We start from the raw sequence: 12,792 nt of genomic DNA, 5'->3' as shown, positions 1-12,792 counted from the left end.
CTCACCGCGTAACTGTAACGGGATATTGTGGGCGAACACAACGAATAGTAGCGCGGAAAACCCTAAAAATATGGGGAAATCGTTGCTTTTTTGCGTCAGAGAAAGGCTGTTTCGTCAAACGAACGCAATTTCCGGCTGTGCAAACGCTCCAACGGCATGCCGCGCAAGTGTTCCATCGCGCGAATTCCGATCGCCAGATGACGGCTGACCTGTGTGGTATAAAACGCAGAAGCCATGCCGGGAAGCTTTAATTCGCCGTGCAAAGGTTTGTCTGAAACACATAGCAAAGTACCGTACGGCACCCGAAACCGATAGCCGTTGGCAGCGATGGTGGCGCTTTCCATATCCAGCGCAATCGCGCGGGATTGGCTGAGGCGTTGCACCGGGCCGGACTGATCGCGCAGCTCCCAATTGCGGTTGTCGACCGAGGCGACGGTGCCGGTGCGCATGATCCGTTTCAGCTCATAGCCTTCCAGTTCGGTGACCTCGGCCACGGCCTGTTCCAAAGCCACCTGAATCTCGGCCAGCGGCGGGATCGGCACCCAAACCGGAAGATCGTCGTCCAGAACTTTGTCTTCACGCAAATAGGCATGGGCCAGTACGAAATCCCCCAGCGCCTGCGTGTTCCGCAGCCCGGCGCAATGGCCAACCATCAGCCAGGCATGAGGGCGCAGTACCGCTATATGGTCGGTGGCGGTTTTCGCATTCGACGGACCGACGCCGATATTGACAAGCGTGATCCCCGCCCCATCCGCGCGTTTCAGGTGGTAGGTCGGCATCTGCGGCAGTTTCAGCGGTTGTTCCAGGGGGCCGTCAGGGGTTGTGATCTCGACATTCCCGGTCGAGACGAAACTGGTGTAGCCGCTATTCGGGTCGGCCAGCTGCTCGCGCGCGTAGTTTTCGAACTCGGACACGTAGAACTGGTAGTTGGTGAACAGAACATGGTTCTGGAAATGGCTGGGGTCGGTCGCCGTGTAATGTGACAGCCGTGCCAGCGAGTAATCCACTCGTTGTGCCGTGAAAAGCGACAACGGGCCGATCTCATTCTCGAGGTCATGGATCCCGTTGACGATGTCATCATTGGTGGTGGTCAGGTCCGGCACGTCGAACACATCACGCAGGGTGAATCCCGCTGCTCCCTGATGCGGCACCACAAGGTCGGGGTTGTTGGCCACCGCGAAATGCACCGGTATGGGCGTGTCGGATGCCTGAATCGTCACCGGCTGATCGTGGTTCCTGATCAGAAGCGCGATCTGTTGCGTCAGATAGGAGCGGAACAAATCGGGCCGCGTCACCGTTGTCGCGTGGGTGCCGGGCTCGGATACGTGGCCAAAGCTCAGGCGGCTGTCGACTTGCGCATAGGACGAGGTCTTGATCCGGATTTCCGGGTAATAGGCCCGGTACCGTTCGGCCGGTACGCCTTGTTCCATTGCGATGGCAAAGCTGTTGCACAGAAACTGCGTTGCCTTTTCGTACAGCTCTTCCAGACGGGTCACTGCGGCGGCGGGATCTGTAAACTTTTCAGGCGACGGGACGTTGGGTGTTTTAATTATTGTCATGCAAGAGGTTCCAGAAGATCGATCTTTTTGAATGTGCGCACGTCTACTAACCCCAGATCGGAGATCCGCAATTCCGGAATAACGACGAGGGCCAACAGCGAGTGCTGCATGTAAGCGTTGTTCAGCTGACAGCCGCAGGCCAGCATAGCTTCGACCATCTTGTCCGCTTTGGCAGCAACCTCGGCGGCGGGGCTGTCGGACATCAGCCCGGCAATCGGCAACTCCACCAGCGCCAGTTCCTCTCCATCGCGGAAGATCGTGATGCCACCGCCGATCTCGGCCAGCCGGTTTGCAGCCAGCGCCATCTGTTCCCGGTCGGTGCCGACTACGATCATATGGTGGCTGTCGTGGGCCACGGTCGAGGCCATGGCCATTTTGCCCTGATACCCGAAGCCCGAGACAAAAGCGTTCGTCACCCCTCCGGTTGCGCGGTGGCGTTCGACCAGCGCGATCTGGCAGACGTCGCCTTCGCCCTCGACCAGCCCGCCGATAATCGGCAATTCCGCCTTCAGCGCCTTGGTCGGGGCCTGGTTTTCGACCACGCCGATCACATTGGCCTGAACACGGTTGGCACCGGCCGGGGCCTTGATCTCAAAATCCACGTGCGAAAGATTATGGCCCAGATGCACCGTTTTGCGCGCAGGTTCGGGCCAATCCAGATGCGGGCAGTCCACCTTGATCGCGCCATCCTGGGCCACGATCTGACCGCGTGCGATAACCATTTCGATGGGCAATTCGGTCAGGTCCGAGCTGAGAATGACATCCGCCCGTCTCCCTGGCGTGATTGAACCGATCTCACGTTCTAAACCGAAATGGGTGGCTGTGTTGATCGTCGCCATCTGTAGCGCGACCAGCGGGTCGCATCCGCAGGCAATTGCGTGGCGCACCACCCGGTTCATATGGCCGTCATTGACCAGTGTTCCGGAGTGGCAATCATCCGTGCACAGGATGAAATTGCGCGGGTCCAGCCCTTTTTCAGTTACAGCCGTGATCTGGCTTTCGACGTCATACCAGGCTGAACCCAGCCGCATCATCGACCGCATTCCCTGCCGCACGCGGGCAATGGCGTCAGCCTCACAGGTACCTTCGTGATCGTCTGCCGGGCCACCTGCTACATAAGCCGCGAAATCAGGCCCTAAATCAGGCGAAGCGTAATGCCCGCCCACGGTCTTGCCCGCCCGCTGAGTAGCTGCGATCTCGGCCAACATCTTCGGGTCACCATGAATCACACCGGGGAAATTCATCATCTCACCCAGCCCGATGATACCGGGCCAGTTCATCGCCTCAACCACGTCATCAGGCGTGATCTCATAGCCTGTGGTCTCCAACCCCGGAGCCGAGGGCGCACAGGACGGCATCTGGGTAAAGATGTTCACCGGCTGCATCAGCGCCTCGTCATGCATCATGCGTACGCCGTCCAGCCCCAGCACATTAGCAATCTCATGCGGGTCGGTGAACATCGAGGTAGTGCCATGCGGAATCACCGCGCGGGCAAATTCGGCCGGGGTCAGCATGCCCGATTCGATATGCATATGGGCATCGCACAGACCCGGCAGCATGTATCGCCCGTGCGCCTCGACGATCTGTGTGTCGGGGCCAATGCAATGCGACGCATCCGGCCCGACAAAGGCTACGCGCCCATTGGAAATGGCGATGTCATGATCGGGCAGCGTCTCACGGCTGTGGACATTGACCCAGATCCCGCCACGAACGACCAGATCCGCGGCCTCGCGTCCTGCGGCAACTGCAATCAATTGGGGGGCGACATCGGGCCAGCTTGGGAAGGGCGTATTTTCCATGGCTCAACTTTCCCAATTGCGGGGAAAGGTGCAACCCCCAGAGCGCAGCTATCATCAAACCGTCACGCAGCGCGCCAGTGCTGCCCGGCCCAACCAGAGGAGATGTCGCGCAGCGGCATTGACGATGGGCGGGAGTGCCCCGGTCACGCCAACCCGTCCGCCTCCATCTCGCGCCGCAGCCAATCGGCAAAGGCCAGTGCCCCCGGAGTTTCTTCGGCCTGTGGGGACAACAGCAGGTAATAGGCCTCAGGCATCACCGCGCGGTGGGCAAAAGGCGCTACCAATCGCCCCTGCCGGATCAGGTCGCGGGCGATGGTGTCATGGGTCAGGCAGAGCCCGCCTCCGGCCATCGCCACGGACAGGCTGACCAGATAGGTGGTCGAATAGGTTATTGGCGGGTTTTTCCAGTTCAAAGGCTGATCTTCTGCCCAACTTGCCCAGTTGGACATCAGGTTGGAACAGTCAAACAGCGGCTGCTGCTGCAACGTGTCCAGTGTCACCTCGTACCCAGGGGCGCAGACCGGATAATAGTGATCGGTCCGCAGCATTTCGGTACGCACCGTATCGGAGGGCCGCAGCGAATAGCGGATTTCCACCGCAGCGCCCTCGGCCATTTCGCGTGGTTCCCACAGTTCGGTAAAGATGTTCAGTTGCACCTCGGGGTGTTCGGATCGAAACTGGGGCAGGCGCGGGGCCAGCCAGTTGACCGCAAAACTGATGTTGCTTTGTACCTGCACCGCGTTTTGCTGCGCCCCGGTGACAGCTTGCGTGCCGCGCACCAGTGTCCGAAACGCCTCGCGCACCACTGGCAGGTAGGTGATGCCAGCTTCGGTCAGTTCGAGAGCGCGCGGGCGGCGCAGGAACAGTGGCTGACCCAGGTAGCCTTCCAGCGATTTGATCTGCTGACTGACCGCGCTTTGGGTCATGTTCAGGTCCCGGGCCGCTCCGGTAAAGGACAGATGCCGGGCCGAGGCCTCGAACGTGCGCAGCCAGCCCAGGGGAGGAAGCGAATTCTGCATGTGCATAACCCTGCCATTAGTTCAGCTAATGAGATAGGTCTGTTTTTTTCGTTGGTCAAACATTCGCGCCGCAGGCACGTTTTTCCTATGTCCGAGCTATTCCAACAGGAGCCCGCAATGACCGTCACCAACCTGCGCCCCAATATCGACCACTGGGCGGAACGCGTTGATCTTGCCGCCACTTTCCGCTGGACCGAACGGCTGAACATGCATGAAGGCGTGGCCAATCATTTCAGCCTTGCGGTGAATGAAGACGGCACGCAGTTCCTGATGAACGCCAACCAGATGCATTTCGCGCGGATCAAGGCGTCGAACCTGCTGTTGCTTGATGCCAAAGACCCGGACGTGATGTCTCAGCCCGGTGCGCCCGATCCAACCGCTTGGGGTCTGCACGGATCGATCCACCGACACTGCCCGCATGCGCGCTGCGTGATGCATGTGCATTCGATCTTTGCCACCGTGTTGGCATCTCTGGCGGACAGTTCGCTGCCGCCGATCGATCAGAACACGGCCACTTTCTACAACCGCTATGTGGTCGATCAGGAATTTGGTGGATTGGCCTTTGAAAGCGAGGGCGAGCGCTGCGCCGGGATGCTGTCGGACCCGAAAAAGAAGGTCATGATCATGGGCAATCATGGCGTGCTGGTGATCGGCAGCGACCCCGCGGATACCTTTAACCGGCTCTATTATTTCGAACGCGCGGCGGAGACCTATATCCGTGCGCTGCAAACCGGTCAGCCCCTGCGTGTGCTGTCGGACGAGATTGCCGAGAAGACTGCAGAGGAACTGGACGACTATCCTGATCAGGCCGAGGCACATCTGCGCGAGATCAAGGCTTTGCTGGATGCCGAAGGCTCCGACTACGCCACATAAAGGGTACCGCCATGACTGACACCGCTCAGGACCCCGAAGCCGCCCGCTGGCATTATCACCCCGAGGGGCCGGTGGGGCTGAATCCGCTGTTCAACTGGCCTCCGCGCCCTGCTGCCGTGTTGAAATGGTATAGCAGCGCATGGCTGCAGATCACGGCGCTGACATTATGCATGGCCCTGGCCGTCACAGCCTACGCGTTCTTTTTCCCAGCGTTGGAAACGATGCAGAGCTTTGCGCCGGGTTGGATGTTCCGCATCTGGCTGCTGAACATGGTGCCGCAGATCCTGGTCGCTGGCAGCCTGCATTGGTGGCTTTACATGCGCAAAGGCCAGGGCATGTACAAGAAATTCGACCGTCGGGACCTGACCCGCAACAATGGGAATTTCACATTCCGCAATCAGGTCTGGGACAATATCTGGTGGACGCTGGGCAGCGCGATGACCGTGGCGACCGTCTATCAGTGGGTGATCTACTGGGCGATGGCCAACGGTTATGTGCCCACTGTCACCTGGGCCAGCGCGCCGGTCTGGTGTGTGGTATGGATGCTGTTCATTCCGATGTGGTCGGGGCTGCATTTCTACTGGGTGCACAGGCTGGAACATCACCCCAAGCTCTATAAACACGTCCACGCGGTGCATCACCGGAACGTCAATATCGGGCCGTGGTCGGGGATTTCGAACCACTGGTATGAGAACCTGCTCTACTTCACGACCTACTTCATCCACCTGATCGTGCCGTCACATCCGCTGCATGTGCTGTTCCATACCTACTTCCAGCAGATCAGCCCGGTCCTGTCGCATTCAGGCTTCGAAAAGCTGAAGGCCGGGAATACCGATGCCGCCCGTGCCGGGGATTTCTTTCACCAGCTGCATCACCGGTATTTCGAGTGCAACTATGGCACCTCTGAGATCCCCTTTGATAAGTGGTTCGGCACCTATCATGACGGTTCAGCCGAGGCGACGACGCGGACCCGGGCGTTCAAGAAACAGATGTATACGTAAGGGTCAGGTCCTCTCGAACAATGCAATCAGCGCGGTGTCGTCCTTGTTGGGACCCACGGCCAGATCGCCGTAAATCCGCACCTCGGGCAGGGTCAGGTTTTGTATCTGACCCTGTGCCAGTTTGTGCAAAGCCTCGGCAAAACCCAGTGTTTCATAGTGCTGCGCATTGATTGACAGGGCAAATTGCGCGCCAGGGCGGGCAACACGCAGAAGGGCGGGCAGGGCCTCTGGCCCCAGATGGCCATGAGTGAACGTGCCGGATGACACAATCCCCGAATAACACTCACCCGGAACGGGGATGCCCTGGTTCAGATCGGCCTCGATCGCATCACGATAAATGTCCTTGCGCATGGCCTGATCCAGCATTTCGGCGCTGATGTCGGTGGCGTCGATCGGACCAACACCTAACCCGGCCAATACTGCGCCACATAGTCCCGTGCCCGCGCCGACATCAAGGACCGGGCCTTGGCCGCCTGCCGCCACAAAGGCGCGGGCCGTGTGAATGTGGAGCTGGTAATCCTCGCGCGCGGCGAAGGTTTCGTCATAATCTCCGGCCCATTCGGCATAGAGTTCTTTGTGACCCTCGGGCGATGCCAGGGAATAAGCGGTGTGCAGGTTTGGTTTTTTCTCAGCCATGCCTAAAAGAAAGGCGCATTGAGGGATTCGAATCAAGTATTCAAGCGCAGGTGCTTGCATCTGCCGGGATTGCGGATCATCAAAGGCGACATGACAGGAACTCTTTTTTCGTTCGGCCACGGATACTCGGCGCAAGCCTTGTCCCAGCTACTGGACCCAAAAGGTTGGCGCATCATCGGCACCACCCGCGACCCCGCCCAAGCCCCCACCATTCGTGCATCCGGCGCTGAGCCATTGATCTGGCCCGGACAGACACCGGAACTGGACGGGGTGACGCATCTGCTGATCTCAACGGCACCCAGCAAGGACGGTGATCCTGTATTGTCCGCGTTGCAGGACGAGATCACCGCGCGTGCCGCGCAATTCAAATGGGTCGGCTACCTGTCGACGACCGCCGTTTATGGCGATCATCAGGGGGAATGGGTGGATGAAACCACGCCGCCCACACCCACGGCCGAGCGGGGCCGTTGGCGGGTCAAGGCGGAACAGCAATGGCAGAGCATCCCCGGATTGCCTGTCCATATCTTCCGGCTGGCCGGTATCTATGGCCCCGGTCGCGGTCCGTTTTCCAAGCTCAAGCGAGCGGGAATGCGGCGCATCATCAAGCCCGGGCAGGTGTTTTCCCGCATTCACGTAGCCGACATCGCGCAGGTTCTGGCTGCGTCGATGGCCGCACCCAATCCCGGCGCTATATACAACGTCTGCGATGATGAGCCGGTGCCGCCGCAGGACGTAATCGCTTATGCCGCCGAGCTGCAGGGCCTGCCATTGCCGCCTGCAGTTCCGTTTGATCAGGCCGATCTGACGCCGATGGCCCGCAGTTTCTATAATGAAAACAAGCGCGTCCGTAATGACCGGATCAAGGATGAGCTGGGCGTGCACCTTCTGTATCCGGACTATCGCGCCGGGCTTGAGGCCCTGATGGAAGACACCTGAGGATCAGCCTGCGGCCTTGATCAGGTCGGCGGCTTTCTCGGCGATCATGATGGTCGGTGCATTGGTGTTGCCCGAGATCAGCGTCGGCATCACCGAGGCATCAATCACACGCAGCCCCTCGATCCCACGCACACGCAGTTCCGGGTCAACCACGGCCATCTCATCCACCCCCATCTTGCAGGTTCCGACCGGGTGATAGATCGTATCGGCGCGGTCGCGGATATGCCGTTCCCAATCGGCGTCGGTGCGGGCAGTGTCGGTTCCGAACATCTCTTTGTGCCGGTATTTTGCGAGGGCGGGGGCCTCGAGGATCTCTCGCATCATCCGCGCGCCTTTGATCAGCGTGGCCAGATCGCGGTCGTCGGACAAAAACGCCGGGTCGATGGTGGGCGCAGCAAAGGGATCGGCGCTGTTCAGGCCAACCGTTCCACGGCTTTCGGGGCGCAGTTTGCAGACATGGCAGGCGAACCCGTGGCCGAAATGCAGCTTGCGGGCGTGATCATCGACCAGTGCGATGGTGAAATGCAGCTGAATATCAGGCCGGTCCAGATCGGCTGCGGTTTTCAGAAACCCCGCCCCTTCGGCAAAGGGTGTCGCAGCCATCGACACGCCGGTCTTTCGCCAGCGCAGAAGATGTCGGGTCAGGTTTACCGATGCCGTCGGGCTGATCCCGAAATTGTCGGTGTCCCTGGTTTTGTAGGACAGGATGAAATCCAGATGGTCCTGCAGGTTCTTGCCCACACCGGGCAGGTTGTGACGGACGCCGATGCCGTGTTTGGTCAGGTCCTCTGCGGCCCCGATCCCGGACAGTTGCAGCAAGTGCGGGGATTTCAGCGCGCCGGCGCAGATCAGAACCTCACGCTTGGCCCTGACCGTGATGTCTGGCCCTTTGGCTTTCTTTTTGTAGATCACCCCGGTCGCGCGCTTGCCGTCAAAGGTCAGCTCTTTGGCATGGGCCTGAGTGATGACCGTCAGGTTGGGGCGGCCGATGACAGGAAAAACATAGGCCGCTGCGGCCGAGCACCGCTCGCCGTTTTTGGCCGGGTCGTGGAACTGTGTGACCTGATAAAGGCCGATCCCTTCATTGTCGCCGCGATTGAAATCATCAGTGCGGCGGTGCTGCATCTGCTCGGCCGCTTCGATGAATGCATGAGTGATCGGGCGCGGCTCTTTCTGGTGTGACACCTGCAGCGGGCCGCTGGCGCCATGCAGGTCATCGGCGCCGTCCTCATTGTTCTCGGACCGTTTGAAATAGGGCAGCACACTGTCCCAGCCCCAGCCGGTACAGCCCAGTTCTTCCCAGCCGTCATAGTCCTGACGATGGCCCCGTACATAAAGCATCGCATTGATCGCGCTGGACCCGCCCAGTGCCTTGCCGCGCGGTTGATATCCACGCCGCCCGTTCAGCCCCGGTTGAGGCACCGTTTCAAAAGCCCAGTTGTTGATCTTGGGACGACCGGGCAGGGCGGCAACAACGGCCGAAGGCATTCGGACCAGAATGCTGTCGCCGCGCCCGCCGGCCTCGAGCAGGCAAACGCTCTTGCTTGGGTCTTCGCTCAGACGGCTGGCAAGCACCGAACCTGCGGACCCGCCGCCGACAATGACATAGTCGAATTCCATTCCGATTTCCCCTCCTGCCCGACCGGGCGGAGCGATGCCCAGGTCAGCCTTGTCTAAGACTGTGGCCGAGCGGCTGGAAAAAACAATTGCCGTATCCGGGGTGTGACCCAAGGTTACTATTGTCAGGTAGGATCAAATCTAAAAGTATCATAATCATTTCCTATTAAACTCATCACTAAACAAAACTTTTTTGCATGGCTTTGGTTTGCTACTTCTTTAAGGGACAAGACAACAGAGTCGCCAATACCTTGCTCGGGACGCACTACGCATCCTTGGCGGGGTAAAAGTGTCATCTAGATGTGCTCTTGATCGACCGAGTTTTGACCGCGCGAACCTGCCGGAAATTAGCCAGGATTGGAGATCGATATGGACGGAAGTGATAACCCCAAAACGGGCGGTTGCCCGGTAATGCACGGCGCGGGTACCCGGTCGAACCGGGATTGGTGGCCGAACCAGCTGAACCTGTCGATCCTGCACCAGAACACGCCGGCGTCGAACCCGTTGGGTGCGGATTTTGACTATGCCGAAGAATTCAAGAAGCTGGACATGAAGGCGCTGAAAGAAGACCTTTATGCGCTGATGACGGACTCGCAGGACTGGTGGCCTGCGGATTATGGCCATTATGGCGGTCTGTTCATCCGCATGGCCTGGCACAGCGCCGGTACGTACCGGACGGCGGATGGCCGTGGCGGTGCCTCGACCGGCAACCAGCGGTTCGCGCCGCTGAACAGCTGGCCGGACAATGGCAATCTGGACAAAGCGCGCCGTCTGCTGTGGCCGATCAAGCAGAAATACGGCAACCAGCTTTCCTGGGCTGACCTGATGATCCTGGCCGGGAACTGCGCCATCGAGTCGATGGGCGGCAAGACCTTCGGCTTCGCCGGTGGCCGCGAAGATATCTGGGCGCCGGAAGAAGACATCTATTGGGGCTCGGAAACAGAATGGCTCGCCCCGACCGACAACCCGCACAGCCGCTACTCGGGTGAACGCGATCTGGAAAACCCGCTGGCAGCTGTGCAGATGGGTCTGATCTACGTGAACCCCGAAGGCCCGGATGGGGAACCGAATGTTCTGGCCTCGGGTCGCGACATCCGTGACACCTTTGGTCGGATGGCGATGAATGACGAGGAAACCGTCGCTCTGGTTGCCGGTGGCCATACCTTTGGCAAAGCGCATGGTGCGGGTGACCCCGATCTGGTGGGTCCGGACCCTGAAGCCGCCCCGATTGAGGACATGGGTTTTGGCTGGATCAACAAGTTTGGGTCCGGCAAGGGTGACGACACCACGACCTCGGGCATCGAGGGCGCATGGACCGCGAACCCGATAAAATGGGACAACGGTTATTTCGACCTGCTGTTCGGCTATGACTGGAACCTGACCAAGAGCCCTTCGGGTGCTTATATCTGGGAACCGGTCGGCGTTAAGGAAGAAGACATGGCCCCGGCGGCGCATGATCCGTCGAAAAAGGTCAAAACCATGATGACCACCGCCGACATGGCGATGCGCATGGACCCGATCTATGGCCCGATCTCAAAGCGCTTTCACGAGAACCCGGACGAGTTCGCTGATGCCTTCGCCCGCGCGTGGTTCAAACTGACCCATCGCGACATGGGTCCGCGAGCGGCCTATATCGGCCCGGAAGCTCCGACCGAAGAACTGTTGTGGCAGGACAATGTTCCCGCCGTGGATCACGATCTGGTTGACGACGCCGATGTGGCCGACCTGAAAGCCAAGATCGCTGCAAGCGGACTGTCGGTGTCCGAGCTGGTTTCGACCGCATGGGCCTCGGCCTCGACCTTCCGCGGGTCTGACAAGCGGGGCGGAGCCAACGGCGCCCGCATTCGTCTTGCTCCGCAGAAAGACTGGGATGTGAACGAGCCGATGAAACTGTCCAAGGCGCTGGATGCGCTGCAAGGCGTGCAGACGGCGTTCAACGCTGCGCAGTCGGGCAACAAGAAAGTGTCCCTGGCCGATGTGATCGTGCTGGCTGGTGCCGTCGGTGTCGAACAGGCCGCCAAAGCTGGTGGTCAGGATGTCGAAGTTCCGTTCACTCCGGGACGTACAGACGCGACGCAAGAGCAGACGGATGTGGACAGCTTCGCAGTGATGGAGCCAATTGCTGACGGCTTCCGCAACTATCAGAAGGCCGACTACACGGTCTCGCCGGAAGAGCTGCTTGTCGACCGGGCGCAATTGCTGACACTGTCCGCGCCCGAGATGACGGTGCTTGTTGGTGGTCTGCGTGTGCTGGGCGCCAATTTCAGCGACAGCGCGCATGGCGTGTTCACTGACCGCGTCGGAACACTCAGCAATGACTTCTTCACCAACATTCTGGACATGAGCACCGAATGGAAACCTGCAGGCAAGGGCGTCTACGAGGGTCGCGACCGCGCCAGCGGTGAGGTCAAATGGACCGGCACACGCGTTGATCTGGTCTTTGGCTCGAATTCGCAACTGCGGGCGCTGGCCGAGGTCTATGGTCAGGCAGATGCCGAGGGCAAATTCGTCTACGACTTTGTCTCGGCCTGGAACAAGGTGATGAACGCAGACCGCTTCGATCTGAAGTAAGAAGGAACAACCACTCACGAAGCGACGCCGCCCGTAGAGACTCGGGCGGCGTTTTCTTTGGCCAGGCCCCGCGTGCATACCGAGCATTGGGTACGATTCCGTCTGAAGGCCAGCGTTATTTAGCTTCCTGTCGGTAAGTGCACGCGCCAGCAGAGAGAATTCTAAAGCTAACCTGTTGTTTTTATTAACATGAACAAATTTCTGCTGAGAAATGTGAAGTTTTTTCAAAATGGGGGTTGCAGGCCCCAGACCTAATCCGTAAATACCCCTTCACCGGCGCTGCTGAGGCGCTTGGGACGCACTGGTGAGACGGTGGGACGGGCCGGAGAGACGGTTGAGACGCTCAGGAGAGACTGGGGGCATCTTGGGAATGAGTTAGGCGGGCGCGCTGAGGTTTTGGCGCAACGGTCTGGTTTTTGGCTCTTGGTGTTTTTGTTCTTTGACATTGATGGATAACTGAAGAGATATGTGGGCGGTTTGGTTCGTTTCGACGGATTGAATGTCTGTATATCGCGCTCTTAGGGTTTCGGCCCGATGATTGAGTGTCAGCTTCACTGTTTGAGTGGTTCACCGGTTTCTTAGGAAACCAGTGTACATCAAACAGATGACTTTTGGTTGTACTCTCGGCTAGCCGGCTGAGGGTGTCGCTTACTCGTGCTCAAGTAGCCGAATAGGCGGTAGCACAACCAAAGATGTGCAGAGGTTCGAACGTCAAGGATAGGTTAGCAATAGCCTTTCAACTTGAGAGTTTGATCCTGGCTCAGAACGAACGCTGGCGGCA

General features: G+C 59.2%; 10 protein-coding genes. 4 read left to right on the top strand and 6 right to left on the bottom strand.

Going from position 1 to position 12,792, the window contains the following annotated elements; genetic code table 11:
• Window positions 1-95: 95 nt before the first annotated feature.
• From ACR0IM_RS10420 to ACR0IM_RS10410, 3 genes are all read right to left on the bottom strand, one after another.
• Window positions 96-1,559 (bottom strand): AMP nucleosidase, encoded by a 1,464-nt coding sequence (locus ACR0IM_RS10420; RefSeq protein WP_480681830.1) that lies wholly within the window; start codon window positions 1,557-1,559, stop codon window positions 96-98.
• Window positions 1,556-3,358 (bottom strand): adenine deaminase, encoded by a 1,803-nt coding sequence (ade, locus tag ACR0IM_RS10415; RefSeq protein WP_480681828.1) that lies wholly within the window; start codon window positions 3,356-3,358, stop codon window positions 1,556-1,558. Before ade ends, ACR0IM_RS10420 begins: the two co-directional genes overlap by 4 nt.
• 143 nt (window positions 3,359-3,501) lie before the next feature.
• Window positions 3,502-4,377, bottom strand: coding sequence for a LysR family transcriptional regulator (locus ACR0IM_RS10410; RefSeq protein WP_480681827.1), 876 nt, complete (start codon window positions 4,375-4,377; stop codon window positions 3,502-3,504).
• Between the two features lie 117 nt (window positions 4,378-4,494).
• Here ACR0IM_RS10410 and ACR0IM_RS10405 point away from each other — a divergent pair, with 117 nt between their 5' ends.
• Window positions 4,495-5,250: a class II aldolase and adducin N-terminal domain-containing protein gene (locus ACR0IM_RS10405; protein WP_480681826.1), complete on the top strand. Its 756-nt coding sequence runs from the start codon at window positions 4,495-4,497 to the stop codon at window positions 5,248-5,250.
• Between the two features lie 11 nt (window positions 5,251-5,261).
• Window positions 5,262-6,251: a sterol desaturase family protein gene (locus ACR0IM_RS10400; protein ID WP_480592145.1), complete on the top strand. Its 990-nt coding sequence runs from the start codon at window positions 5,262-5,264 to the stop codon at window positions 6,249-6,251.
• 3 nt (window positions 6,252-6,254) lie between these two features.
• On the opposite strand, the gene ACR0IM_RS10395 is transcribed toward ACR0IM_RS10400, so the two are convergent.
• Window positions 6,255-6,887: a class I SAM-dependent DNA methyltransferase gene (locus ACR0IM_RS10395; protein ID WP_480592148.1), complete on the bottom strand. Its 633-nt coding sequence runs from the start codon at window positions 6,885-6,887 to the stop codon at window positions 6,255-6,257.
• Between the two features lie 90 nt (window positions 6,888-6,977).
• On the opposite strand from ACR0IM_RS10395, the gene ACR0IM_RS10390 reads away from it, so the two are divergent.
• Window positions 6,978-7,823 (top strand): SDR family oxidoreductase, encoded by an 846-nt coding sequence (locus ACR0IM_RS10390; RefSeq protein WP_480681824.1) that lies wholly within the window; start codon window positions 6,978-6,980, stop codon window positions 7,821-7,823.
• Window positions 7,824-7,826: 3 nt separating this feature from the next.
• Here the strand turns inward: ACR0IM_RS10390 and ACR0IM_RS10385 are convergent, their stop codons facing one another.
• Window positions 7,827-9,443 (bottom strand): GMC family oxidoreductase, encoded by a 1,617-nt coding sequence (locus ACR0IM_RS10385; RefSeq protein WP_480681823.1) that lies wholly within the window; start codon window positions 9,441-9,443, stop codon window positions 7,827-7,829.
• 122 nt (window positions 9,444-9,565) lie between these two features.
• Window positions 9,566-9,736, bottom strand: coding sequence for a hypothetical protein (locus ACR0IM_RS10380; RefSeq protein WP_480681821.1), 171 nt, complete (start codon window positions 9,734-9,736; stop codon window positions 9,566-9,568).
• Between the two features lie 73 nt (window positions 9,737-9,809).
• On the opposite strand from ACR0IM_RS10380, the gene katG reads away from it, so the two are divergent.
• The gene (katG, locus tag ACR0IM_RS10375; protein ID WP_480681820.1) at window positions 9,810-12,011 is read left to right on the top strand and encodes a catalase/peroxidase HPI; all 2,202 of its coding nucleotides are present in this window, start codon (window positions 9,810-9,812) and stop codon (window positions 12,009-12,011) included.
• Window positions 12,012-12,792: the final 781 nt, after the last annotated feature.

Source organism: Ruegeria sp. BF6, from assembly GCF_056538665.1.
Note: the sequence above shows the minus strand (reverse complement) of the source record. Positions and strands in the feature narration are given on the sequence as shown.

What these genes read in the sequence shown, in the direction of transcription:
- ACR0IM_RS10420 (WP_480681830.1), bottom strand. Translation starts at nt 1,559, where the DNA reads ATGACAATAATTAAAACACCCAACGTCCCGTCGCCTGAAAAGTTTACA.
- ade (WP_480681828.1), bottom strand. Translation starts at nt 3,358, where the DNA reads ATGGAAAATACGCCCTTCCCAAGCTGGCCCGATGTCGCCCCCCAATTG.
- ACR0IM_RS10410 (WP_480681827.1), bottom strand. Translation starts at nt 4,377, where the DNA reads ATGCAGAATTCGCTTCCTCCCCTGGGCTGGCTGCGCACGTTCGAGGCC.
- ACR0IM_RS10405 (WP_480681826.1), top strand. Translation starts at nt 4,495, where the DNA reads ATGACCGTCACCAACCTGCGCCCCAATATCGACCACTGGGCGGAACGC.
- ACR0IM_RS10400 (WP_480592145.1), top strand. Translation starts at nt 5,262, where the DNA reads ATGACTGACACCGCTCAGGACCCCGAAGCCGCCCGCTGGCATTATCAC.
- ACR0IM_RS10395 (WP_480592148.1), bottom strand. Translation starts at nt 6,887, where the DNA reads ATGGCTGAGAAAAAACCAAACCTGCACACCGCTTATTCCCTGGCATCG.
- ACR0IM_RS10390 (WP_480681824.1), top strand. Translation starts at nt 6,978, where the DNA reads ATGACAGGAACTCTTTTTTCGTTCGGCCACGGATACTCGGCGCAAGCC.
- ACR0IM_RS10385 (WP_480681823.1), bottom strand. Translation starts at nt 9,443, where the DNA reads ATGGAATTCGACTATGTCATTGTCGGCGGCGGGTCCGCAGGTTCGGTG.
- ACR0IM_RS10380 (WP_480681821.1), bottom strand. Translation starts at nt 9,736, where the DNA reads ATGACACTTTTACCCCGCCAAGGATGCGTAGTGCGTCCCGAGCAAGGT.
- katG (WP_480681820.1), top strand. Translation starts at nt 9,810, where the DNA reads ATGGACGGAAGTGATAACCCCAAAACGGGCGGTTGCCCGGTAATGCAC.